The following is a 23250-nucleotide window of genomic DNA, read 5'->3' as shown; positions in this document are numbered from 1 at the left end:
GGAGTCATCATGCTGCGCCGCCTTACCCTCGCCACCCTCTTCGTTGTCGTTGTCGGCAGCGCCCACGCCCAGCTGCCGGCGCCGGTCGCCCAGGTGCTGGCGCAGCAGGGCCTGCCCGAAGACGCCCTCGGCGTGCTGGTGCTCAAGGGCGATAGCGTGGTGCTGTCGCACCAGGCAGACCGGCCGATGCAGCCGGCATCGACCATGAAGCTGGTGACGACCATGGTCAGCCTGGAGCGCCTCGGCCCCGCCTTCCGCGGCCGCACCGAGCTGCGCACCACGGGCGAGATCGAGAAGGGCGTCCTGCGCGGCAACCTGATCCTGAAAGGCGGCGCCGACGCCGACCTGTCCGGCGAAGACCTGGAAAACATGCTGCGCGCCCTGCACTACCAGGGCATCCGCCGCATCGAGGGCGACCTGGTGCTGGACCGCAGCCTGTGGCAGCCGGCGCGCACGGACGTCGGCATCGCGCCCTTCGACGAGTCGCCCGAGGCCTATTACAACGTGATCCCGGATGCGCTGCTGGTCAACAAGAACATGATCCAGATCGACATGCGCTCGACCAGCAAGCGCCTGAAGCTGGAGATGCAGCCGCAACTGGACCGCGTGAGCATCGGCTCCGACATGACGCTCGTCGACGCCGACTGCGCGAAGTGGGAAGACGGCTGGAAGCTGCCGGAAGCCGTGCGCCAGAAGGACGGCCGCATCCGGGTGCTCCTGCACGGGACCTTCCCGAAGGACTGCGCGCGCAGCTACAGCATCAACGTGCTGGACCGGAACGACTACATCGAACGCCTGTTCCGCCAGAAGTGGAAGGAGCTGGGCGGGAAGTTCAGCGGCAAGGCGGTCGAGGGCACGGCGCCGCCCGACTCGACCCTGCTGGCCGAGCATACCTCGCGCATGCTGCCGGAGCTGGTCCGCGACACCAACAAGCCCTCGGACAACCTGCTGGCGCGCACCCTGTTCCTCAGCCTGGGCAGCCTGCAGCCGGATCCGGCAGCGGGCAGCTTCGCCCTTCCGGTCAACGGCGAGAGTAGCTTCGCACGGGCCGATGCCGCGGTGCGCGAATGGATGCGCGGCCAGCGCATCGACGATGCCGGCTTCGTGATCGAGAACGGCTCGGGTCTGTCGCGCCTTGAACGCATCACGCCGCAGCAGATGGCCTACCTGCTGCAGGCCGGCCTGCGCAGCAACTGGTCGCCCGAATTCCAGTCCAGCATGCCGATCGCCGGCATCGACGGCACCCTGCGCCGCCGCCTGCAGGGCACCGCGGCGGCGGGACGTGCGCGCCTGAAGACCGGCACGCTGCGCAACGTGGTGGCGCTGGCGGGCTATGTGCCGGATGCGGACGGCGTGCAGAACGTGTTCGTCGCGATCGTCAACAGCGAGCAGGCCGGCAACGGCCGCGGACGCGCGGTGCTCGATGCGCTGGTGGACTGGGTGGCGCGTTCGGGAACGCAGCCGGCGCCGGCACAGGCCCCGGCCCTGCCCTAGAGCATCCTCAGCGCCGGGGCCGGAGGCTTCGGCGCCAGATGGTGGATCCTGCCGCCATACGCATACGCCGGGCTCGTGATGGTCCAGCCCATGTCCTGGAACAGGGTGATCACGTCGTCCAGCCACAGCGCATTGATCAGGTTATGGTGCAGTAGGGCCACGTGGGGTATGTCGCGGCCCTGGAGGCGCCGGGCCAGTTCGCGGTAGGTCTCGGCACGCTCGCGGACCTGCGCCAGGTAGGCCTGGCGGAAGGGTTCGAGGTCCGTTTGCGGATTCTTTGCGAGCGCCTCGAGCAGTTCCCCATTCAGGCGCCAGTCGGCGGTGTCCAGCGTGATACGCGCATTACGGTAGCCGTGCTCGCCCAGGAAGGCGCGCATGCCCTCGCGTTTTTCAGGCGTGCCCCCTTCGCGCAGGTAGGGGAAGCGGAACCATTTCTGGTAGCCGGGCAGCGCCGCGATGACGCGGTCGCAGTCGAGCACTTCCTGCTGGTACTGCGCCAGCGTGACCGCGGGGTCGTCCAGGTCCGGATGGGTCACCGTATGGTTGGCGATGACATGGCCGGCCAGCCCCCACGCCATCGCCATCGCCATGCCTTCGGGCCGGTTGGTGCCGAAGCCGGCGGTGACGAACAGCGCCGCCTGGACGCCATGCCTGGCCAGCGCCGCCAGCATCGCGTCGTTGCGGGCCTGGGGCGACAGCAGCGGGGTTGGGGCCAGCGATGGACCGTCGTCGAAGGTCAGGGCCACCGACTGCGCATGCAGCGGTGAGGCCAGGAGAAAGCAGCTTGCGGCAAGCGCGCCGCACAGGCGGCGTACGTGATCGAAGGCAGGCATGGAAGCGCTCCTTTCGGCATCGTCTGGACTAACTTTAGTACTGTCCAGCTCGCTGCTTATGAGCCAGCGCAACGGCCTGTCGCGTCAGTCAGCGTCGCCTCAAAGACCCTGCTGCGCGAGGGCCTCGATCTCGAAGTCGCCGTCGTCCATCAGGCGCAATCCCAGCTCCGCAGGCTTCAATCCCAGGCTGCGTCCCATGGCCAGCAACAGGCTGCCGCCGGGACGTTCCGGCATGAAGCGGTAGACGGGATCGGCATAGGCCTGCGCCGGCGTGGTGATGGTCCAGCCCATGTCCTTGAACTGGCGGATCACGTCGTCCAGCCACATCGCATTGATCAGGTTATGGTGCAGCAGCAGGACCTGCGGGATGTCCCTGCCCTGCAGCCGTTGCCCCAGCTCGCGGTAGGCCAGCGCACGCTGGCGGATGTGCGCCAGGTAGGCCTGGCGGATCGGCTCGACGTTCGCCTGCGGATTCTTTGCCAGCACCTCGGTCAGCTTCTCGTTCAACCGCCAGTCGCTGGTGTCGAGCGTGACGTAGCCGTTGCGGTAGCCCTGCTGGCGGAGAAACGCGCGCATGCCGTCGCGCTTGTCCTTGCTGTTCCCTTCGCGCAGGTAGGTGAAGCGGTACCACTTCTGGTAGCCCGGCAGCGCGGCGATGACGCGGTCGCAGTCGAGCACTTCCTGCTGGTACTGGGCGAGCGTGACCTTGTCGCTGTCCAGGTCCGGATGCGTCATGGTGTGGTTGGCGAGCGTATGGCCGGCCTGGCCCCAGGCGCGCGCCAGCGCCAGGCCTTCCGGGCGGTCGGCGCCGTTCCCGACGGTGACGAACAGCGCGGCCTGGACCTGGTGCCGCGCCAGCGCCGCCAGCATGGCCGCGTTACGGGCCTGCGGTCCCAGGTGTGGGGTAGCGGCCAGGATCGGGCCGTCGTCGAAGGTGAAGGCGACCGACTGGGCCTGCAGTTGCGGCGCCAGCAGGATGCAGGCTACGGCGATCGCAGCGCGCAGCCAGCATGAGGGGCCAAGGCCGCGCATGTCAGAGCACGCGGCGGTAGGTGGCGCGCACCAGTTCGCGGTCGCCGCAGTCGAAATGCCACCATTCGGTGTTGATGCCGAAGAAGCCCGCCGCCAGCATGCCCTCGCGCAGCAGGCGGCGGTTGGCCACCTGCTCGTCGGTAAGCTCGCCGGTGATCAGGAAGCCTTCTTCCAGCGCCGGGTGCGACAAATTGGTCATGTCGTCGAAGCCGGTGCCCATGTCGAGCTCGCGCCCCTGTTCGTCGAGCAGGGTGATGTCGAGCGCCATGCCGTAGGAGTGAATCGAGCCGCGCGCCGGGTTGGCCAGGTACATTTGCAGGCCGGTGCCCTCGAGCGCGTCCCACAGCTGCTGCTGCACGCGCTGCGGACGCAGGGCGTCGAGCACCAGGGCGGTATATCCGGGACGGCGCTGCTTCAGCCAGGCCACGACCTTCTCCAGCGCCTCGGCGGCGTCGCGGTGCAGCCAGGCGCAGTCGAAAGGCGAATACAGGTCACGTCCGACGAAGTTGTTGGGCGTGGCGTAGCGCAGGTCGATCGCGATCCCGTCGATGCTGGTGAGATGGCGGAATTCAGGGCTGCCGGCGATATCCTCGCTGGCCACAGTCAGGGTCATGCACAACCTTTTTCGAGACAGGCGCGCGCGGTCGCGCCGATACAGTTGGCCAGCTCCCGCGCCCCGTGCGACAAGGGGGAATGGCTGGCGCTCAGGAGATACAGGTGCACCGGCATCGCCGGCGCCCACTGGCGGCACTGCACCTTGGCCGGGTCGGCCGAGGCCGCGGTGAAGGGGTCGAGCACGGCCAGGCCGGCGCCGGCTTCCACCAGCGAGCGGGCGATCTGGTAGGTCTGCACCACGGTGTGGTAGACCGGCTGCACGCCCTGGGCTTCGCAGGCCGCGACCACGATCTCGCCCAGCGGGTCGCCGTCGGTCAGGCCGATCAGCTCGCCGCTCAAGCCTTCGGCGCCGAAAGGCCGAGACAGTTCTTCCTCGCTCCAGGTGCCGCGCGGCGCCATCACGGTGAGATAGCCGTGGGCGATCGGCTCGGCCACGATGCCGGGGTGGCGCGGGTCCTGCAGCGACAGCGCCAGGTCGGCTTCGCCCAGGCGCAGCGCGTTCACGATCTCGCTGGTGTGGTGGGTGGACAGCTCGCAGCGCGCCTGCGGGAAGTCGCGGCGCCATACCGTCATCGCCTGCGGCAGCACGCTGATCGCGATGGTGGGCGTCGAGACCAGGCGCACGGTTTCCACCGCGCGGCTCTTCAGGCTGGCGGCCAGGCGGCGGATGCCCTGCAGGTCGCGGTTCAGCTTCTCGGTTTCGGCGAACAGGCGGTGCGCTTCCGGTTTCGGATACAGCTTGCCGCGCACCCGCTCGAACAGCGGCATGCCCAGCTGCAGCTCCGCGTGCTGCAGGACTTTCGTCACCGCCGGCTGCGAGATGTGGAGAACCTGGGCGGCACCGCTGATGGTACCGACCTGCATGATGGCGTGGAAAACTTCGATATGGCGCAGGCGCATCGCTTCATCCTTCTGTTGAGACTCCGCGCGCATGACGCGGATTTTCCGAAGGATACAGGGAAAACCCGGCCGCGGCGACCGTCACGGCGTGTTCACAACAGATGGGCTCGCCGGTACGGCCGGCGCCGTGGCTGGTGCCGCTGGTGCGGCCGGTGCGGCCGGCGCCGCCGGGACCGGGGCCGGGATCGGAGGCGTGGCCGGCGTCGGCACCGGCGCCGGGACGGCCGGTGTCGGCACGGGCACCGGCGCGGCCGGGGCAGGCGCGGTTTCGGGCACCACCGGGACCGGCGGCGTCGCCGGCGGCAACATCGGCACCGGCGAGGTGGTCACCGGCGGCGGCAGGATCACCGGCAGCGGCGCATTGGCCGGCGTGGTCAGCACCTCGAGCAGGGCCGCGGTTTCCGCGTCCGGATTGCCGGCGAAGTCCGCCGGGCGGTATTTCATCTGGAAGGCCTGCAGCACGGTGCGGGTCTGCTGGTCGAGCACGCCGGTCTGCTGGATCGCGAAGCCGTGGGTGGCCAGCTTGCGCTGGAACCAGAACACGTCCGGCAGGGTCGCGTCGAAGATCGGGCGCACCAGGGCGACGCGGTTCGCGTCCGGCCACAGCACCAGGCCCTCCTGGGCCAGGCGCGCCCACGGGAACAGCGGACCCGGGTCCTGCTTGCGCTGCGGCGCGATGTCGCTGTGGCCGAGCACGTTCTCGGGCGCGATGCCGTGGCGCTGCACGATGTCCTTCAGCAGCGGGATCAGGACATCCATCTGGGACTGCGGGAAGGGGTAGAACAGGCGGCCGCCGTCGGGCGTGGCGGTCCAGCCGGGATTCACGATCTCGATGCCGATCGAGCTGTTGTTCAGCTGCGTGTAGTTCTTCCAGCTCGAGTTGCCGGCATGGTAGGCGGAGCGGTTCTCGTCGACCAGGCGATAGATGATCGGCTGGGCATGGTTGGTGACCAGGTAGTGCGAGCTCACCTGCTGCTCGGTCAGGATCTTGATCGAGGTCGGGTTGTCGGACACCGTGTAGTGCAGCACCAGGAAGCGCGCGCGACTCGACTGGCCTTTGGCGGTGTAGGTGGTATCGATCTTCGGGCCGCTTGGCGCGACCGGCGCGGTGGTACAGCCGGCCAGCACGGAAAGAATGATCGGAACGGCGAGAAGGTTCAGGTGTTTCATCGGCGTGGAATCCTGGTGGTGTGCATCTAGTGGGATGGCCCAGCGGCCAGGCGTGCGGCCGCATAATGGGCGCGCATGCCGGTCTGGCTCAGTATGGTATCGGGCGGCAGCGCCGCGCGCATGGTTTCGACGATCGCCGGGTGCAGTTCGGCGGCGCGGCCGGCCAGGGCCACCGGGCGCGGGCCGAAACGGTTCACCAGCGCCTGCGCCAGCCGGGCCAGTTCGCGGCCCGCTTCGCGCAGGATGGCGGCCGCGGCCGGGTCGCGCTCGGCGGTGGCGGCGACCGCGATCGCCAGCTTGCCGACCTCGCCGCGCTCGCGGCCATAGATGAACTGGCGCGAGAACGACCAGTCCGAGCCGCCCACGTGCTGGAACACGGCGTGCGCCATCGGCGAGGATTCCCAGGCGCCGGGACGCTCGTCCTCGAGGCGCCAGATATGGCGCAGCGCCTCGCGCGCGATCCAGAAGCCGCCGCCGCCGTCGTCCAGCACCACCCCGCGTCCGCCGGCGCGGTGGAAGCCCCCGCCTGCATCGATGAAGGCGCCGATCGAGCCGGTGCCGGAATACACGAGGTAACCCTCGCCCGGCTTGAAGCTGGCGAGGTAGGCGATTTCGATGTCGTTGCTCAGCACGACGGCCTTCGGGTCCAGGCCGAGCAGCGCGCCCAGGCTTTGCTGCAGGGGCCCGCCGTCGCCGCCGAAGCCGGTCACGCCGGCGCGCACCGCCACCGGGCGGCCATGCGAGAGCACTGCCTGCGCGATCGCGCCGAAGGTCGCCTGCACGGTCTCGCGCCCTTCGAGGCTGCCCATCTGCAGGGCCGACAGGCCCCCGGCCGTGCCTTCGGCGACGATGCGCCCGCCCGGCGCCGCGAGGGCCCAGCGGGTCTGGGTGCCGCCGGCGTCGATGCCGAGGCCGAGATTGTCTTGCAGTTCGTGAGGGTGCATGGCCTGCGAGTGTTCCATATTACGAGGGCTTGCGCCAGGCCTGCACGCGTGCGCCTTCCTTGCCGAGGCGGTTCACCGCGCTCACGAGCACCAGGTCGACCGCGCCCAGCCTGGCGTCGTCCGGCACGGTCCAGTCGACGCGCGCGGCCGGCGCAACCGAGAAGCGCCACTCGCCGCCATGGCGGGCCCAGATCGCGTACAGCATGTTGGCCCTGCCGGCCTTGAGCCGCAGTTGCACGCCATCCTTGCCGCGCTTGGCCGAAACCTGCGGGGTCCCGGGGGCTTCGCTGGCCAGCCAGGGCGTGGCCGGCACCAGCGCCTGGCCCTGGTAAGTCGTCGCGCGCAGCTGGTCGCTGATGCCCTTGCGGTTCTGGGTCAGGGCCACCATGCTGAAGTGCACGTGGCCGGTCGACAGCGGACGCTGGCGGGTCAGCGCGATCTGGTCCAGGACCTCTTTCGGCTCGTAGTTCAGGGTCGGCGCCGCCGCGCCGATGCGGCTGGTGAACAGGCCCGGCCACATGTGGCGGTTCTGCGGGTTCTGCGAGATCCAGTAGTCGAGCAGCACCGGGTAGGACTGGGCGGTCTGGGCGATCGGCCAGTACAGCTGGGGCACGAAATAGTCGAGCCAGCCCTTCTCCAGCCACAGCTCGGCATCCGCGTACAGCTTGTCGTACTGCGAGAAGCCCGAAATGCCGGGCGGGCGGCGGTCCGGACGCCCCATGCCGAAGGGGCTGATGCCGAAGCGCACCCAGCTCTTTTCCTTGTGGATGCCCTTGTACATGGCCTCGATCAGGCGGTTGACGTTGTCGCGGCGCCAGGACGGGCGATCGAGCTTGCCGCCGCCCGCGAGGTAGCGCTCCCAGGCCGGGCCGTCGGGGAAGTCGAGTTCCTTCGTCGCCGGCTTGCCGTTGCCGTCCAGCGCCTGGGCGTTGCCCGCCACTTCCGGTGCCGCGATCGGGTAGGGATAGAAGTAGTCGTCGATGTGCACGCCGTCGATGTCGTAGCGGCGCACCACGTCGAGGATCACGTCCATGGTCTGCTTCGAGGCCGCTTCTTCGCCCGGGTCCATCCACATGAACTTCCCGTAGCGCTTGACCGCGGACGGAATGGTGTTGGTGATGTGGTTCGGCGCCGCGGGCGAGCGTGCGTTGTCGTGGCGCGCGCGGTAGGGGTTGAACCAGGCGTGCAGCTCGAGGCCGCGCGCGTGCGCTTCCTTGATCCAGAACGCGAGCGGGTCGTACCACGGCATCGGCGGCTTGCCCTGGGCGCCGGTCAGGTATTCGGTCCAGGGCTCGATCTTCGACGGATAGATCGCATCGGCCGCCGGACGCACCTGCAGCACGATGGCGTTCAGGTTGAGCGCGACCGCGCGCTCCAGGATGGCGATCGCCTCGGCCTGCTGCTGCACGGCCGGCAAGCCTGGTTTGCTCGGCCAGTCGATGTTGGCCACCGTGGACACCCAGGCGGCGCGGAATTCGCGCGGGGCCGGCGGCGGATGGTCGGCGCCGCCCGCGCCGCCTTCGGGAACGGTCGGCTGCGTGGTGCAGGCGGTGAGGAAACCGCCCATGGTCAGCGCACCAGCCATGCCTGCCATGCCGGCCAGGGTGAACGCACGTTTTTTCAAATCGGGCTTCAAATCCGCTCCTTTGTTCTCTTCTCAGACTTTGACGAACCACCGCTTGCGCCACATGCCGTACGCGATCGCGAACATGCAGGCGTTGAAGAGGATGGCATATAACAACGAGGTGTTGGCGGCGCCCAGCGGCAGCGCCTTGATCGGCGCATACAGCATGCGGCCGAGCGAGAGCTGGCTGCCGTCCGGCTGCGCCAGCTTGATAAAACCGAGCATCTTGGCCGCGAAACCCGAGAACGCGAAAATGAACAGCGCGTTCATGCCATAGATGACGAAGGGTTTGGCCCACGCGGCGGCGCGTTCGCGCACGACCGCATGGGGGTTGGCATCGAGCAGCCAGTAGAACATGCCGAAGGCAAGCAGCGCCCAGCCGCTCATCCACAGGCAATAGGATACCGTCCACAGGCTTTTGTTGATCGGCATGAGCACCGCATCCAGGCTCGAACCCAGGCCCAGCAGGACCAGTCCGGCGAACAGCATCCACGCGGTCTGTTCGACGCGCGGCAGCCTGGCCGCCAGCACGCGGCCGGCGAGCACGCCGAACAGCTGGCTGCACAGGGCCGGGATGGTGCTGAGCAGTCCTTCCGGGTCCCAGGTCTTCGATTGCACCCACATGTGACCGTCCAGCACCATGCGGTCGACCCAGGCGCCGAAATCCTGGCCCGGCTCCAGCACGCCGGCGCCGATGCCCGGCACCGGCACCCACAGCATCAGCACCGTGTACAGCGCCAGCAGGCCGGCGATCACGGCCAGCTGCGCGCGCCATCCGAGGTAGACCACGAGCGGCGCGGCCAGCAGCGTGCACAGGGCGATGCGCTGCAGGACGCCCGGGATGCGCACGGTCTCGAAGTCGAAACGCGGAATCAGGTTGAGCAGGAAGCCGATCAGGAAGATCAGCGCGGCGCGCTTGGCCAGCTTGAGCAGCAGCTGCGGCTTGTCGGCGCCGCTTTCCGCGAGGCGCCCGAGCGACAGCGTCATGGCGACGCCGCCGATGAACAGGAAAAAGGGGAAGATGCAGTCGGTGAAGGTCCAGCCGTGCCACTTGGCGTGGGCCAGCTGCGCATGCAGGTTGCCCCAGTCGCCCGGATTATTCACGAGCACCATGGCGGCGATGGTGAAGCCACGGAAGGCGTCGAGCGAGGTCAGGCGCACGGGTGCGTCGCGCATTGCTGCGTTGTCTCCTTGTTGTTGTTCGTTATACGGGGCCGGCGGCCCCGTGATTTACTTCTTGCCGAACTCGGGGTCGATCTTCACAAGCGCCGCCATGATGAAGGCGGGGATCGTCGACAGGCAGGCCCAGATGAAGAAGTGCTTGTAGCCGAGGTATTCCTGCAGGTCGCCGCTCCACATGCCCGGCACCATCATGCCCAGGGCCATGAAGCCGGTGCAGATCGCGTAGTGGGCGGTCTTGTGCTCGCCTTCGCAGACCATGATCATGTACAGCATCATCGCGGTGAAGCCGAAGCCGTAGCCGAACTGCTCGATCGCCAGCGCGGTGCAGACCACGGCGAAGCTGGTTGGCTGGGTCTGCGACAGGTAGACGAACACCAGGTCCGGCAGGTGGATCGCGAACACCATCACCCACAGGCAGCGTTTCAGGCCCAGGCGCGAGATCAGGTAGCCGCCAGCCAGGCCGCCCAGCGTGAGGAAGGCGATGCCGATGGTGCCGTAGGCGATGCCGTACTGCTCGGTGGTGAGGCCCAGGCCGCCCGCGGCCAGCGGGTCCTTCAGGAAGGGCGCCACCAGCTTCAGGAGCTGGGCTTCGCCCAGGCGGAAGGTCAGGATGAAGCCGAGGATCAGCCAGATGTCGCGCTTGCGGAAGAACAGGGCGAAGGTGGTGAAGAAGTCGCGCAGCGGGTTGCTGGAGCGCGCCACCTTGCGGTCGCTGTCCGGCTTCGGCAGGATGAAGCCGTGCCACAGGAAGGCCCCGAAGAAGAAGGCGGCAAGCACGAAGAACACGATGGCCCAGGCCTGGTTGACGCTGCCCAGGCGGGTGGCCAGGTAGCCGGCCAGCACCACCAGCGGCCCCTGCACCGACAGTGTCGCCAGGCGGTAGAAGGTGGAACGCACGCCGACGAAGGCCGCCTGCTGCTGCTGGCGCAGGCCGAGCATGTAGAAACCGTCGGCCGAGATGTCATGGGTGGCGGAACTGAAGGCCATCAGCCACATCACGGCGAGGCTGGCGATGAAGAAATTCGGCAGCTGCAGCGACAGGCCTACCGCCACCAGCGAAGCGGCCACGCCCAGCTGCAGCAGCACCGTCCAGCGGCGCTTGGTGCCGAACATGTCGACGATCGGCGACCACAGGGGCTTGATCACCCAGGGCAGGTACAGCAGGCTGGTATAGAAGGCGATGTCGGAGTTCGACACGCCCATGTCCTTGTACATGATGACGGACAGGCTCATCACCACCACATAGGGGATGGCCTGCGAGAAGTACAGGGACGGGATCCAGGACCACGGATTGGGCTGCGACGGGCTGGCGGTGGACGAAGGTTTGTCGAGCGAAGTCTGCATAGGTCTTTCGTGGTCGGCAGGAGCGGCGCACAGGGGTGTGCGCCGGCCAGATTACGCGATGGCTTCGCGCACGCTGCCGTGCGCCGCCTCCAGGAGGGCTTGCGCCTGCTCGACACTGGTTTGTTTGATCAGGGCCACCACCGCGGTCTTGACGTGGTAGCCGCACTGCTCGAGCACCGCCTGCGCGGCGGCTTCGTCGGCGCCGGTGGCGAACACGGTCAGGCGGATGGCGCGTCGCACCAGCTTGGCGTTGGTAGCCTTCAAGTCTACCATCAGGTTGCCATACACCTTGTGTAAACGGACCATCAGCGCGCTCGAGAAGGTGTTCAGCGCGATCTTCTGCGAGGTGCCGGCCTTCAGGCGGGTAGAACCGGAGATGACTTCCGGGCCGGTGTCGAGCGTGACGCCGATCTCGGCATCCTTGGCGACCGGCGCGTCGGGATTGTTGGCGAAGCCGATGGTCAGGGCGCCGGCCGCGCGCGCGGCTTGCAATGCGCCCAGCACGTAGGGAGTAGAGCCCGACGCGGCGATCAGGAGCACGACGTCGTTGGCGTTGACATCGACCTGCTTCAGGTCGGCCGCGCCCTGCTCGAAGTCGTCCTCCGCGCCTTCGACCGCGACGAACATCGCTTCCTGGCCGCCGGCCAGCAGCGCCACCGCGCGTTCGTGCGGCCAGGAGAAGGTCGGGTACAGCTCGACGCTGTCGAGCACGCCGAGGCGGCCGGAAGTGCCGGCGCCGACGTAGATCAGGCGCCCGCCCGCTTCCACGCGCGGCAGCGCGGCGGTGACGGCGGCGGCGATGCGCGGCGCAGCGGCGCGCACGGCGTTGACCGCATTGAGCTGGTCGTCGACCAGGACGTTGACCAGCTCCACGGTCGGGTACTGGTCGAGGGAAGCGTGGTCCTGGGCCGGGGTTTCGGTTTTCAGCATGCCGTGTCTTCTTGGTGCAAAGTAGTCGATGAAACCAGTGTAATACCAATTACGGCGGGTGGCTTATGAAAGCTGCGCTCTTCATCATGCCGAAAAGTTATGCTGGCCGGCGCAATTCAGCCACGAAGTCGTAGTGGTCGCTCAGGCAGTAGGAATGGGTCAGTTCTACTGGCTCGCCCGACTCCAGGTAGCCGACGCGGGTGATGAACAGGACCGCGCGGCCTTCCGGCACGTCCAGGCGCGCCGCCAGCTCGGCGGACGCGTTCATCGCGCGCAGGTGCTGCAGCGCGCGCACCGGCATGTGCCCGGTCTTGGCCAGGTGGGCATACAGCGAGCCGCCGACGTTTTCGGGACGCGGCAGCACGGTGGCCGGGATCACGCTGACTTCATACGCCATCACCACTTCGTCGGCCAGGCGCAGGCGCTCGAGGCGCGCCACCCGCGTGCCCGGGGACAAACCCAGCGACAGCTGCTCGTCGGCGTCGGCCAGCACGACCTCGCGGCGCAGCCAGTGGCTGCTGGGCGTATAGCCGCGCTGCTGGAGCTGCTCGGAAAAGCTCGACAGGTCCGACAAGGGCTGCTCGATGCGCGGCGCGATGTAGTTGCCGGAGCCACGCCGGCGCACCACCAGGCCCTGGTCGACCAGCTGGTCGATCGCCTTGCGCGCGGTAACGCGCGAGACGTCGAGCTGCTCGGACAGCGTGCGTTCGGAAGGCAGGGCCTGGTCGGCCTGGTAGCGGCCGTCGCGCACGTCTTGCGCGAGCTTGCGCGCCAGCTGCATGTACAGCGGCGAGTTGTCGGTCAGGTCGACCTGGAAGGCGGGGGTGCTAGTCGTCATCGGCGGCATGCTCAGGGGGTTGAACAAAGTGTAATGGCAACACCTGTTCCCGGCACAATGCGATCCATGAAAAAGCTTTGTATATGCATGCACTTCTCTCATAGGCATACCACTTGAGACCAATATAAAACGGTTATGCCAAGGCCACGGCTATTCATTTGGCAATCCTTCCTGTCACTCCGTATGCTCAACCAAAGGTTCACATATTTCACAAATAACAAAAGACGAAAGGAGACCGGGATGAACGAGCGCAGGCGCAGCTTGCTGGGCATGGCCCTGCTGGGCGCGGTCGAGCCGCTGTTTGCAGCGCCGGCTTCTCCTGCGGCCACGCCGCTCCTGAGCGCCGCGGCGCGCCAGGCGCTCGACGCCGAACTGGCGGCCATCGTCGACGATCCGGCGATGCAGCTGGCCAGCCTGTCGGTCGTTGCCATCCGCGCCGGCCAGCCGGTGTATGAACAGGCTTTCGGGCGCCGCTATATCGGTAACGGCGCACTGCCCGACAAGCCGGCCACGCCCGCGACCCTGTACCGCATCGCTTCCATCTCCAAGATGATGACCACGCTGGGCCTGATGCGCCTGCTGGAAGCGGGCCGCGTCGACCTCGAGGCCGACGTGTCGGGCTACCTGGGCTTCAGCCTGCGCAACCCGCATTTCCCCCAGCGCGTCATCACGCTGCGCAGCCTGCTCACCCACACCTCCTCGCTGCGCGACGAAGGCGGCTATTCCTGGCCGTTCGCCACTGCCCTGAAGGACGTGCTGGTGCCGGGCGCTCCCCTGTACGGCGAAGGAAAGATGTGGTCCGCCCACGCCGGCCCGGGCGAGTACTTCACCTACTGCAACCTCGGCTGGGGCGTGATCGGCACCGCGATGGAACGCGTGACGGGCGAGCGCTTCGACCTCCTGATGCAGCGCCTGCTGCTGCAGCCGCTCGGCATTGTGGCGGGCTACAACCCGTCGGCGCTGCCGCCGGCGGCGCTCGAGAACCTGGCGACGCTGTACCGCAAGCGCACGGTCGACACCGAAGTCTGGAACGCGAACGGCCCCTGGATTGCCCAGGTCGACGATTATTCGGCCAAGCCCCCGGTTCCTCCCGCCGGCATCGCCGGCTACGTCCCCGGCGCCAACGCCACACCCTTCAGCCCGACCGGCGGCCTGCGCATCTCGGCGCGCGACATGGGCGTGGTCATGCGGATGCTGATGAACGGCGGCGTGCATGGCAACACGCGGCTGTTCCAGCGCGCCACGCTCGAGCGCATGTTCGCGCGCCACTGGACCATCGACGACAAGGGCGGCAACGGCGATTCGCTGAACGGTTTCTTCCCTGCCTGGGGCCTGGGCAACGCCCATTTCCCGGACCGACCCGGCACCGGACTGGTCGAAGGCGGCGGCTTCGATGCGGTCGGCCACTCGGGCGACGCGTATGGCCTGATTTCGGTCTTCGCAGCCGACCTGGCGCGCGGCAATGGCCTGGTCATGCTGGCAGGAGGCTGTTCGGCCGATCCGGAACTGCAGAAAGGACGCTATTCGGCGCGGGCCCGCTTCGAGGAGCGCATCCTCAGCGCGCTGCACCGCCGCGCCATCGTCGGCCAACAGGCGGCAACATGATATCAACGCATCCCTATATAAGCCGGTTATGGCGCTCGACGCGACTTTCATTGGCCGCTGCGCCGGCCAGCGCATAAGCTCCACACCCACGCTAAAAAGAAGAGTTTAGAATGCAGCAAATCATCGTCATCGGCGGCGGCGTGGTCGGTTTGACCTCGGCCTGGTGGCTGGCGGAAGCCGGCTACCGCGTCAGCCTCCTCGAACGCGCACCAGGCGTCGGCAGCGGCTCCAGCTACGGCAATGGCGGCCAGCTCAGCTACCGCTACGTGTCGCCGCTGGCCGACGAGGGCGTGCCGCTGAAGGCCCTGCAATGGATGTTCCAGGACACCGGGCCGCTGCACTTCCGGCCTGAGGCCGACCTGCGCCAGTACCGCTGGCTGGCCAGCTTCCTCGCGCACTGCCGCGCCGACGTCAACCGCAAGACCACGGCCAAGCTCCTGGAACTGGGTGAGCTCTCGCGCCAGGGCATGAAGCAGCTCGAAGTCACCGTGCCGCTCGATGAATTCGACTGGCGCGACGCCGGCAAGCTGGTGGTCTACCGCTCGCGCGAGGTGTTCGAGAAGGCAGCCGGCAAGCCGGGCGCCGGCGAGATCTGGTCCGCCAGCGAGTGCGCCGCGCGCGAACCGGCCCTGGCGGCGGCCGAGCCGCTGCTGGCCGGCGGCATTTATAACAGCGGCGAAGCGGTGGCCGACTGCCATGCCTTCTGCGTGGCGCTGGCCGCGCGCCTGCGCGAGCATCCGCATTTCGACGGCTTCATCCACGCCGAGGCGCGCCGCCTGGTGGCAAGCAAAGGCCGCATCACCGGCATCGAGACGGACCAGGGCATGCTCCAGGCCGACAGCTACGTGCTGGCGGCCGGCATCCAGAGCCGCACCCTCTCGGACACGGTCGGGATCTCGCTGCCGCTCTACCCGCTCAAGGGCTACAGCCTGACGGCGCCGATCCGCGCCGACGACGTGGCGCCGGAAATCAGCGTCACCGACTTCGAGCGCAAGGTGCTGTACGCCCGCATCGGCGACAAGCTGCGCGTGGCGGCCATGGTCGACATGGTGGGCGAAGACCTGAGCCACAATCCCAAGCGCGTCGAGGGCCTGACGCGCCAGGTGAAGGAAACCATGCCGCGCGCGGCGGACTATTCGCAGCTCTCGGTCTGGGCCGGCCTGCGTCCCGCCACCCCGAGCAGCGCCCCGATCATCGGCGCCACCCCCTACGGCAACCTGTGGCTGAACGTGGGCCATGGCCCGCTGGGCTTCACTTTCGCCTGCGGCAGCGCCAGCCTGCTGGCCGGCGCCATGAAAGGCGAGGCGCCGCCCTTCTCCCTGGATGGGCTGACCCTGCGCGGCTGACCCGCCACGCATACCGGCCTGCCGTCTCCGCCGCTGAAATGGCGGATAATGACGGCCATGTCCAAAACGACCACTCCTGGAGCCTGCCCCTGCGGCGGGCCGTCCCTTGGCGCCTGCTGCGGCCCGTTCATTGCCGGCGAAGCCCTGCCGCCCACGGCGGAAGCCCTGATGCGCTCGCGCTACACCGCGTATACCCAGAAGAACGAGCCCTATCTGCTTGCTACCTGGCATCCTACGACCCGTCCGACAGAACCCATCATCGATGACAAGGAACCAATCCGATGGCTGGGGCTTGAGGTAAAATCTGCTTTACGTTTACGTCAACGTAAAGTAAATTCACCGGACGATCCAGACAGCGATACCGTGGAATTCGTCGCCCGCTTCAAGGTAGGCGGACGCGCGCACCGGCTCCATGAAGTGAGCCGTTTCCTGCGCGAACCTGACTCCGAAACCGGGGAGAAGCGCTGGTATTACCTGGACGGCAGTTTCCCAAAATAGAGACATAGAGGACGGCAATGCCCCAGATCGAGAGCAAACTCAACCCGCGCGGCGAGGACTTCAAGGCCAACGCGGCGGCCATGCAGGCCATCGTCGACGACTTGCGCGCGAAAGTGGCGCAGATCGCGCAAGGCGGCGGTGATGCCGCCAGCGCCAAGCACGTCGCGCGTGGAAAACTGCTGCCGCGCGACCGCGTGCAGATGCTGCTGGATCCGGGCACGCCCTTCCTCGAGTTCTCCCAGCTGGCCGCCTACGAGATGTACGAGGGTGCGGCACCAAGCGCCGGCATCATCACCGGCATCGGCCGCGTCGCAGGCCAGGAAGTGGTGATCGTCTGTAACGACGCCACCGTCAAGGGCGGCACCTACTACCCGATGACGGTGAAAAAACACCTGCGCGCCCAGGAGATCGCCGAGCAGAACCACCTGCCCTGCATCTACCTGGTCGACTCGGGCGGCGCCAACCTGCCGAACCAGGACGACGTGTTTCCGGACCGCGACCACTTCGGCCGCATCTTCTACAACCAGGCGAATCTGTCGGCCAAGGGCATTCCGCAGATCGCGGTGGTGATGGGTTCCTGCACCGCCGGCGGCGCCTACGTGCCGGCGATGAGCGACGAATCGATCATCGTCAAGGAACAGGGCACCATCTTCCTGGGCGGCCCGCCGCTCGTGAAAGCGGCGACCGGCGAAGTCGTCACCGCCGAGGACCTGGGCGGCGGCGACGTCCACACCCGCCTGTCGGGCGTGGCCGACCACCTGGCCCAGAACGATCTGCACGCGCTGTCGCTGGCCCGCACCATCGTGTCGAACCTGAACCGCGTCAAGCCGGTGCAGGGTGCGCTGCGCGAAAGCGTCGAGCCGAAGTACGCACCGGAAGAGCTGTACGGCGTGATCCCGGTCGACACCCGCAAGCCCTTCGACGTGCGCGAAGTGATCGCACGCGTGGTCGACGGCAGCGAATTCGACGAGTTCAAGGCGCGCTATGGCACCACGCTGGTGTGCGGCTTCGCCCACATCTACGGCATGAAGGTCGGCATCATCGCCAACAACGGCATCCTGTTCTCGGAGTCGGCACTCAAGGGCGCCCACTTTATCGAGCTGTGCTGCCAGCGCAAGATTCCGCTGGTATTCCTGCAAAACATCACCGGCTTCATGGTCGGCCGCAAGTACGAAAACGAAGGCATCGCCCGCAACGGCGCCAAGATGGTTACGGCCGTCGCCACCGCCTCGGTGCCGAAGTTCACCGTCATCATCGGCGGGTCCTTCGGCGCCGGCAACTACGGCATGTGCGGCCGCGCCTTCTCGCCGCGCTTCCTGTGGATGTGGCCGAACGCGCGCATCTCGGTGATGGGCGGCGACCAGGCGGCATCCGTGCTGGCGACAGTCAAGCGCGACGGCATCGAAGGCAAGGGCGGCCAGTGGTCGCCGGAGGAAGAAGCGGCCTTCAAGCAGCCGATCAAGGAGCAGTACGAGCACCAGGGCCACCCCTACTACGCCTCGGCGCGCCTGTGGGACGACGGCGTCATCGACCCGGCCGACACCCGTACCGTGCTGGGCCTGGGCCTGTCGGCAGCGCTGAATGCGCCGATCGAGGAAACGAAATTCGGCGTATTCCGGATGTAAAGGGAACTTGACATGACATACCAGACCCTCACCGTCTCCATCGACGACAAGGTGGCCGCCGTCACCCTGAACCGCCCGGACCTGCGCAACGCCTTCAACGAGCACGCCATCGCCGAACTGGCGCTGGCCTTCGACGAACTCGGTCGCAACGAGCAGGTGCGCGCCATCGTGCTGGCCGCGAACGGCCCGGCCTTCTGCGCCGGCGCCGACCTGAACTGGATGAAGAAGATGGCCGGCTACTCGCACAGCGAGAACCAGCAGGACGCCGCGCGCCTGGCCGACATGCTGCGCACCATCTACCTGTGCCCGAAACCGACCGTCGCCAAGGTGCAGGGCGACTGCTACGCCGGCGGCATGGGCCTGGTGGCGGCCTGCGACATCGTGGTCGCCAGCGAGGTGGCGCACTTCTGCCTGTCCGAAGTGAAGCTGGGCCTGATCCCGGCGACCATCTCGCCCTACGTCATCAAGGCCATGGGCGAACAGGCCTCGCGCCGCTACTTCCTCACCGCCGAACGCTTCGATGCGCTTGAGGCCCGCCGCATCGGCTTCGCCCACGAAGTCGTGGCGCTTGACGCGCTGGACGCCACCGTGGCCAGCATCGTGAAGTGCCTGGTGTCGAACAGCCCGAACGCCGTGCGTGAAGCGAAGACGCTGTTGCGCGAGGTCGTGGGCCAGCCGGTCGACGACGCACTGCTGGCGGACACCGCCAACCGCATCGCGGAAATCCGCGCGTCGCTCGAGGGTCGCGAAGGTGTGGCCTCTTTCCTCGAGAAGCGCAAGCCGACCTGGCTGAATTAAGTTTACGTATCAAGTATTGGATCGATTGTGAAGCAGCAAACCTCTTCCGACTGGATCGCACGCAGCCTTCGCAGCGTGTGGCACCCCTGCACCCAGATGCAGCACCACGAAGAGGTGCCGCTGATCGCGGTCAGCCATGGCAAGGGTCCGTGGCTGTATGACCACGAAGGCCGGCGCTACCTGGACGGCATCAGTTCCTGGTGGGTCAACCTGTTCGGCCACGCCAACCCGCGCATCAATGCGGCGCTGAAGGACCAGCTGGACAAGCTGGAACACGCGATGCTGGCCGGTTTCACCCACGAGCCCGTGATCGAGCTGTCGGAAAAGCTGGCCGCCCTCACCGGCCACAACCTCGGCCACGCCTTCTATGCGTCCGACGGCGCCTCAGCGGTCGAGATCGCGATGAAGATGAGCTTCCACGCCTGGCGCAACGCCGGCCATTCCTCCAAGCAGGAATTCGTTTGCCTGCAGGGCAGCTACCACGGCGAGACCATCGGTGCGCTGGCGGTCACCGACGTGCCGCTGTTCAAGGATGCCTACGGCCCGCTGCTGCGCGCCTCGCATGTGGTGCCGGCGCCGGATGCGCGCAATGCGGTCGAGGGCGAGTCCGCGCAGGATGTGGCCAAACGCGCCATCGCTGACGTGCGCACCCTGTTCGAGGAGCGCGGCGACAGGATCGCCGCCATCATCGTCGAGCCGCTGGTGCAGTGCGCGACCGGCATGGCGATGTATGACCCGCTCTACCTGGAACTGCTGCGCGAGCTGTGCGACCAGCACCACGTGCACCTGATCGCCGACGAGATCGCGGTCGGCTGCGGGCGCACCGGCACCTTCTTCGCCTGCGAACAGGCGGCCATCTGGCCGGACTTCCTGTGCCTGTCCAAGGGCATCAGCGGCGGCTACCTGCCGCTCTCGCTGGTGCTCACCAGCGACGCCATCTACCAGGCCTTCTACAGCGAAGACATCACGCGCGGCTTCCTGCATTCGCATTCCTACACCGGCAACCCGCTGGCCTGCCGTGCGGCGCTGGCCACGCTCGATATCTTCGAGGAAGACGACGTATTGAACCGCAACCGCGAGCTGGCTACCAAGCTGACCATCGCCCTGGCCCCACTGGCCGAGCACGAACGCGCCCATCACTTCCGCCAGCGCGGCATGATCTTCGCCTTCGATGCGGTGGAGCCGGACCCGGCACGCGCCTCGACCTTCGCGCGCCGCTTCTTCAGCACGGCGGTGGAGAACGAACTGCTGCTGCGCCCGATCGGCCGCACGGTCTACCTGATGCCGCCCTACGTGCTGGACGACGAGGACGTCGCCGGCCTGGCCGCGCGTACGCAGAAGGTGTTTGAATCGGTGATCGCGGGTTGAATATGAATCTGATCGCAGGAATCGACCGCAAGCTCGACGCGCTGGCAGCGCAAAGCCTGACGCGCCGCCGCCGCGTGACCGACGGCGCCAGCAGCCCGCGCCAGGTCGTCGATGGCCGCGAGATGCTGGCCTTCTGCAGCAACGACTACCTTGGCCTGGCGGCGCATCCGGCCATCGTCGCGGCGCTGCGCGAAGGCGCAGACCTCTACGGCGCCGGCAGCGGCGCTTCGCACCTCGTCAGTGGCCACAGCCGCGCCCATGCGCTGCTGGAAGAACGCTTCGGCGAGTGGATGGCGCCTTACATCGACAATGCGCGCGCCCTCTACCTGTGCACCGGCTACATGGCCAACCTTGCGGTGCTGACCGCACTGGGGGCGGACGCCGATGCGCAGATCTTCTCGGAGGCGCTCAACCACGCCTCGCTGATCGACGGCGCCCGCCTGGCCAAGGCGAATGTCTCGGTCTATCCGCACGGCGACGTCGCCATCCTGGAACAGCAGCTGGGCGCCAGCACGGCCGGCACCAGGATCGTCGTCACCGACAGCGTGTTCAGCATGGACGGCAACCTGGCGCCGCTGCCCGATCTGCTGGCGCTGTGTGAACGCCACGGGGCCTGGCTGGTGGTGGACGATGCCCACGGCTTCGGCGTGCTGGGACAACATGGCCGCGGTGCGCTCGAACACTTTGCCTTGCGCTCCCCGAACCTGGTCTACATCGGCACGCTCGGCAAGGCGGCCGGCGTGGGCGGCGCCTTCGTTGCGGCGCACGCCAGCGTGATCGAGCTGCTGGTGCAGCGCGCCCGCCCCTATATCTACACCACGGCCGCGCCGCCGGCGCTGGCGCATGCACTGCAGGCCAGCCTTGATATCATCGGCGGCGACGAAGGTGTGCGGCGCCGCAGCCACCTGGCGGCGCTGGTGGCGCAGCTGCGCGATGCGCTGCGCCTGCGGCGCTGGCAGCTGGTGCCGTCCCATACCGCGATCCAGCCGATCGTCATCGGCAGCAACGAAGACGCGCTGCGCGTAGCCGCCGGCCTGCACGAACAGGGCCTGTGGGTGCCGGCGATCCGTCCGCCGACCGTGGCGCCGGGCACGGCGCGCCTGCGCGTGACCTTGTCGGCCGCGCACAGCAACGAAGAAGTGGCAAGGCTGGCACGCGCACTGAACGAACTGGAAAGGGCCACCGCATGAAGAACCTGAACGAACCAGACCAGCCGGTCGCCTTGACGCCGGTGCTCACGGTGCCGGGCAGCGCCGCCGCCGCGGTCGCCGCGGAAGCGCCAGCCGAGCCGCAGCCGGAAGCGCTGCCGCTGGACGCCGTGCCCTCGCGCTTCTGCTGCTTCGTCACCGGCACCGATACCGAGATCGGCAAGACCCTGGTCTCCGCCGCGATCCTGCACAAGCTGGCGTCGAGCGGGCGCCGCGCCTGCGGCATGAAGCCGGTCGCGGCCGGCGCCGAGATGCGTGACGGCGAACTGCACAACGAGGACGCCGACATGCTGCGCGCGGCCGGCAACGTGCACCTGCCAAGCAGCATCACCACGCCCTTCATGCTGAAGGAGCCGGCGGCGCCGCACATCGCCGCCGCGCTGGAAGGCGTCACCATCGAACCGGTGCCGATCCTGGCTGCCTACACCGAGATCCACGCGGCCTCGGACGCCGTCGTGGTCGAAGGCGTCGGCGGCTTCCGCGTGCCCTTCAACGACGATTTCGACAGTGCCGACCTGGCCACGCAACTGAACCTGCCGGTGATCCTGGTGGTGGGCATGCGCCTGGGCTGCATCAGCCATGCGCTGCTGACCGTGGAGGCCATCGTATCCCGAGGCCTGGTGCTGGCCGGCTGGGTCGCCAACACGGTCGACCCGGACATGCGCTTCGAGCGTCAAAACATCGACGCGCTGGAACAACGCATTCCGGCGCCGCTGCTGGGCCACGTGCCCCGCCTGCAAGATCCGACGGCGCAAGCCGCCGCAGAATATATCGACCTCGCGGGACTGCCGGGCTGGCATTCCCCGCGCGTCCAGACTTAAGGAAAACCGAGATGTCCCAAACTAACACCGTCGCCCTCCACCGTCCTGTCGCCATCAAGCAGGCCGAGAACGCCACCTGGCCGCTGGCCGACGTGCTGGCCCTGTTCGAGCTGCCCTTCAATGAACTGATGCACCGCGCCCAGACCGCGCACCGTGCCAACTTCCCGGACGGCGACGTCGAACTGGCCACCCTGCTGTCGATCAAGACCGGCGGCTGCGAAGAAGACTGCGGCTACTGCCCGCAGGCCGCGCGCTACGACACCGGCGTGGAAGCCAAGAAGATCCTCGACCTCGACACCGTGCTGAGTGCTGCGCGCGAAGCCAAGGCCAACGGCGCGACCCGCTTCTGCATGGGCGCGGCGTGGCGCAGCCCGAAGGAGCGCGACATGGAGAAGGTCGAAACCATGGTGCGCGAAGTGAAGGCGCTCGGCATGGAAACCTGCGCCACCCTCGGCATGCTCGAAGAGGGCCAGGCCGAACAGCTGAAAAAAGCGGGCCTGGACTACTACAACCACAACATCGACACCGCGCCGGATTTTTATAACAACGTGATCTCCACCCGCGAGTACCAGGACCGCCTGGACACGCTCGGCCGCGTGCGCAGCGCCGGCCTGAAGGTCTGCTGCGGCGGCATCGTGGGCATGGGCGAGACGCGCGAGCAGCGCGCCGGCCTGATCGCCCAGCTGGCCAACCTGAACCCGTATCCGGAATCAGTCCCGGTCAACCACCTGGTGCAGGTCGAAGGCACCCCGCTGCACGGCGTCGAGAAGCTCGACCCGATCGAATTCGTGCGCACCATCGCGGTGGCGCGCGTCACCATGCCGCAGGCGCGCGTGCGCCTGTCCGCCGGCCGCCGCGAGCTGGGCGAGGCGGTGCAGGCAATGTGCTTCATGGCCGGCGCCAACTCGATCTTCTACGGCGACAAGCTGCTCACCACCGGCAACCCGGAAGCGGACGACGACCGCGTGCTGCTCGAGAAGCTGGGCCTGAAGACGCGCGCCGCGACGCTGGATTCGGCGCCGAAGGCTGCCTGCGGCTGCTGATGCACCGCGGCCGGGGAGACACGGCCGCAACC

20 protein-coding genes and 1 pseudogene are annotated in these 23250 nt (G+C 67.6%); 10 read left to right on the top strand and 11 right to left on the bottom strand.

The features are described from left to right. The first annotated feature begins 9 nt into the window (after positions 1 to 9). Positions 10 to 1494, top strand: a complete 1485-nt coding sequence (dacB, locus tag ACK6C6_RS20730) for a D-alanyl-D-alanine carboxypeptidase/D-alanyl-D-alanine-endopeptidase (RefSeq protein WP_409269047.1) — start codon at positions 10 to 12, stop codon at positions 1492 to 1494. On the opposite strand, the gene ACK6C6_RS20725 is transcribed toward dacB, so the two are convergent. The 11 genes and pseudogenes from ACK6C6_RS20725 to ACK6C6_RS20675 all read right to left on the bottom strand — a co-directional run bounded on the left by ACK6C6_RS20725 (position 1491) and on the right by ACK6C6_RS20675 (position 12906). Next, the gene (locus ACK6C6_RS20725) at positions 1491 to 2327 is read right to left on the bottom strand and encodes a polysaccharide deacetylase family protein (protein WP_409269045.1); all 837 of its coding nucleotides are present in this window, start codon (positions 2325 to 2327) and stop codon (positions 1491 to 1493) included. The genes dacB and ACK6C6_RS20725 overlap by 4 nt on opposite strands. Positions 2328 to 2426: 99 nt before the next feature. Continuing rightward, positions 2427 to 3359 carry a polysaccharide deacetylase family protein gene (locus ACK6C6_RS20720; protein ID WP_409269044.1) on the bottom strand — a complete coding sequence of 311 codons (933 nt, stop codon included), beginning with the start codon at positions 3357 to 3359 and terminating at the stop codon, positions 2427 to 2429. A 1-nt stretch (position 3360) separates the two neighbouring features. Then, positions 3361 to 3972, bottom strand: coding sequence for a M15 family metallopeptidase (locus ACK6C6_RS20715; RefSeq protein WP_209589872.1), 612 nt, complete (start codon positions 3970 to 3972; stop codon positions 3361 to 3363). Then, a complete protein-coding gene (locus tag ACK6C6_RS20710) occupies positions 3969 to 4874 on the bottom strand; it encodes a LysR family transcriptional regulator (RefSeq protein WP_209589871.1) in 906 nt (301 codons plus the stop codon). The genes ACK6C6_RS20715 and ACK6C6_RS20710 overlap by 4 nt, the downstream gene beginning before the upstream one ends. 375 nt (positions 4875 to 5249) lie before the next feature. Next, positions 5250 to 6044 (bottom strand): annotated as a pseudogene (locus tag ACK6C6_RS20705) (N-acetylmuramoyl-L-alanine amidase); the annotation flags it as partial. A gap of 26 nt (positions 6045 to 6070) precedes the next feature. Continuing rightward, complete coding sequence (locus ACK6C6_RS20700; protein WP_409269043.1) at positions 6071 to 6988, bottom strand: N-acetylglucosamine kinase; 918 nt, start codon at positions 6986 to 6988, stop codon at positions 6071 to 6073. 19 nt (positions 6989 to 7007) lie between these two features. Then, positions 7008 to 8582 (bottom strand): glycoside hydrolase family 10 protein, encoded by a 1575-nt coding sequence (locus ACK6C6_RS20695; protein WP_409269209.1) that lies wholly within the window; start codon positions 8580 to 8582, stop codon positions 7008 to 7010. 63 nt (positions 8583 to 8645) lie between these two features. Further along, positions 8646 to 9788 carry an acyltransferase family protein gene (locus tag ACK6C6_RS20690; RefSeq protein WP_409269042.1) on the bottom strand — a complete coding sequence of 381 codons (1143 nt, stop codon included), beginning with the start codon at positions 9786 to 9788 and terminating at the stop codon, positions 8646 to 8648. Between the two features lie 54 nt (positions 9789 to 9842). Next, entirely contained in the window at positions 9843 to 11138 is a 1296-nt protein-coding gene (locus ACK6C6_RS20685; protein WP_209589867.1) for an MFS transporter, read from the bottom strand. Between the two features lie 51 nt (positions 11139 to 11189). Beyond that, the gene (murQ, locus tag ACK6C6_RS20680; RefSeq protein WP_409269041.1) at positions 11190 to 12068 is read right to left on the bottom strand and encodes an N-acetylmuramic acid 6-phosphate etherase; all 879 of its coding nucleotides are present in this window, start codon (positions 12066 to 12068) and stop codon (positions 11190 to 11192) included. A 97-nt stretch (positions 12069 to 12165) separates the two neighbouring features. Beyond that, entirely contained in the window at positions 12166 to 12906 is a 741-nt protein-coding gene (locus tag ACK6C6_RS20675; protein WP_036209828.1) for a GntR family transcriptional regulator, read from the bottom strand. A gap of 240 nt (positions 12907 to 13146) precedes the next feature. Here ACK6C6_RS20675 and ACK6C6_RS20670 point away from each other — a divergent pair, with 240 nt between their 5' ends. From ACK6C6_RS20670 to bioB, 9 genes are all read left to right on the top strand, one after another. Then, entirely contained in the window at positions 13147 to 14511 is a 1365-nt protein-coding gene (locus ACK6C6_RS20670; protein WP_409269040.1) for a serine hydrolase domain-containing protein, read from the top strand. 110 nt (positions 14512 to 14621) lie between these two features. Further along, entirely contained in the window at positions 14622 to 15857 is a 1236-nt protein-coding gene (locus ACK6C6_RS20665) for a D-amino acid dehydrogenase (RefSeq protein ID WP_409269038.1), read from the top strand. Between the two features lie 57 nt (positions 15858 to 15914). After that, complete coding sequence (locus ACK6C6_RS20660) at positions 15915 to 16355, top strand: YchJ family protein (protein WP_409269037.1); 441 nt, start codon at positions 15915 to 15917, stop codon at positions 16353 to 16355. 17 nt (positions 16356 to 16372) lie between these two features. Further along, positions 16373 to 17980 carry a carboxyl transferase domain-containing protein gene (locus ACK6C6_RS20655; protein ID WP_409269036.1) on the top strand — a complete coding sequence of 536 codons (1608 nt, stop codon included), beginning with the start codon at positions 16373 to 16375 and terminating at the stop codon, positions 17978 to 17980. 12 nt (positions 17981 to 17992) lie between these two features. Next, positions 17993 to 18778 (top strand): enoyl-CoA hydratase/isomerase family protein, encoded by a 786-nt coding sequence (locus ACK6C6_RS20650; protein ID WP_409269035.1) that lies wholly within the window; start codon positions 17993 to 17995, stop codon positions 18776 to 18778. 27 nt (positions 18779 to 18805) lie between these two features. After that, positions 18806 to 20146, top strand: a complete 1341-nt coding sequence (gene bioA, locus ACK6C6_RS20645) for an adenosylmethionine--8-amino-7-oxononanoate transaminase (protein ID WP_409269034.1) — start codon at positions 18806 to 18808, stop codon at positions 20144 to 20146. A 2-nt stretch (positions 20147 to 20148) separates the two neighbouring features. Further along, positions 20149 to 21336: an 8-amino-7-oxononanoate synthase gene (gene bioF, locus ACK6C6_RS20640; RefSeq protein ID WP_409269033.1), complete on the top strand. Its 1188-nt coding sequence runs from the start codon at positions 20149 to 20151 to the stop codon at positions 21334 to 21336. Further along, a complete protein-coding gene (gene bioD / locus ACK6C6_RS20635; RefSeq protein ID WP_409269032.1) occupies positions 21333 to 22175 on the top strand; it encodes a dethiobiotin synthase in 843 nt (280 codons plus the stop codon). Before bioF ends, bioD begins: the two co-directional genes overlap by 4 nt. Positions 22176 to 22186: 11 nt before the next feature. Next, positions 22187 to 23218: a biotin synthase BioB gene (gene bioB / locus ACK6C6_RS20630; RefSeq protein WP_409269031.1), complete on the top strand. Its 1032-nt coding sequence runs from the start codon at positions 22187 to 22189 to the stop codon at positions 23216 to 23218. Positions 23219 to 23250 lie beyond the last annotated feature (32 nt).

Origin of the sequence: Massilia sp. BHUDP2 (assembly GCF_046236355.1) — a bacterium.
In the GTDB taxonomy this organism is placed as follows: domain Bacteria; phylum Pseudomonadota; class Gammaproteobacteria; order Burkholderiales; family Burkholderiaceae_D; genus Telluria; species Telluria varians.
The sequence above is the reverse complement of the archived record's forward strand: the minus strand, read 5'-3'. Positions and strand labels throughout refer to the sequence as shown.

Bases quoted from the DNA above. Each gene is read 5' to 3' on its own strand.
- ACK6C6_RS20670 (WP_409269040.1), top strand. From the start codon at position 13,147: ATGAACGAGCGCAGGCGCAGCTTGCTGGGCATGGCCCTGCTGGGCGCG.
- bioB (WP_409269031.1), top strand. From the start codon at position 22,187: ATGTCCCAAACTAACACCGTCGCCCTCCACCGTCCTGTCGCCATCAAG.
- ACK6C6_RS20660 (WP_409269037.1), top strand. From the start codon at position 15,915: ATGTCCAAAACGACCACTCCTGGAGCCTGCCCCTGCGGCGGGCCGTCC.
- ACK6C6_RS20710 (WP_209589871.1), bottom strand. From the start codon at position 4,874: ATGCGCCTGCGCCATATCGAAGTTTTCCACGCCATCATGCAGGTCGGT.
- ACK6C6_RS20715 (WP_209589872.1), bottom strand. From the start codon at position 3,972: ATGACCCTGACTGTGGCCAGCGAGGATATCGCCGGCAGCCCTGAATTC.
- ACK6C6_RS20665 (WP_409269038.1), top strand. From the start codon at position 14,622: ATGCAGCAAATCATCGTCATCGGCGGCGGCGTGGTCGGTTTGACCTCG.
- ACK6C6_RS20725 (WP_409269045.1), bottom strand. From the start codon at position 2,327: ATGCCTGCCTTCGATCACGTACGCCGCCTGTGCGGCGCGCTTGCCGCA.
- ACK6C6_RS20685 (WP_209589867.1), bottom strand. From the start codon at position 11,138: ATGCAGACTTCGCTCGACAAACCTTCGTCCACCGCCAGCCCGTCGCAG.
- bioF (WP_409269033.1), top strand. From the start codon at position 20,149: ATGAATCTGATCGCAGGAATCGACCGCAAGCTCGACGCGCTGGCAGCG.
- ACK6C6_RS20695 (WP_409269209.1), bottom strand. From the start codon at position 8,582: ATGGCAGGCATGGCTGGTGCGCTGACCATGGGCGGTTTCCTCACCGCC.
- ACK6C6_RS20700 (WP_409269043.1), bottom strand. From the start codon at position 6,988: ATGCACCCTCACGAACTGCAAGACAATCTCGGCCTCGGCATCGACGCC.
- ACK6C6_RS20675 (WP_036209828.1), bottom strand. From the start codon at position 12,906: ATGACGACTAGCACCCCCGCCTTCCAGGTCGACCTGACCGACAACTCG.
- ACK6C6_RS20655 (WP_409269036.1), top strand. From the start codon at position 16,373: ATGCCCCAGATCGAGAGCAAACTCAACCCGCGCGGCGAGGACTTCAAG.
- dacB (WP_409269047.1), top strand. From the start codon at position 10: ATGCTGCGCCGCCTTACCCTCGCCACCCTCTTCGTTGTCGTTGTCGGC.
- ACK6C6_RS20650 (WP_409269035.1), top strand. From the start codon at position 17,993: ATGACATACCAGACCCTCACCGTCTCCATCGACGACAAGGTGGCCGCC.
- murQ (WP_409269041.1), bottom strand. From the start codon at position 12,068: ATGCTGAAAACCGAAACCCCGGCCCAGGACCACGCTTCCCTCGACCAG.
- ACK6C6_RS20690 (WP_409269042.1), bottom strand. From the start codon at position 9,788: ATGCGCGACGCACCCGTGCGCCTGACCTCGCTCGACGCCTTCCGTGGC.
- bioD (WP_409269032.1), top strand. From the start codon at position 21,333: ATGAAGAACCTGAACGAACCAGACCAGCCGGTCGCCTTGACGCCGGTG.
- ACK6C6_RS20720 (WP_409269044.1), bottom strand. From the start codon at position 3,359: ATGCGCGGCCTTGGCCCCTCATGCTGGCTGCGCGCTGCGATCGCCGTA.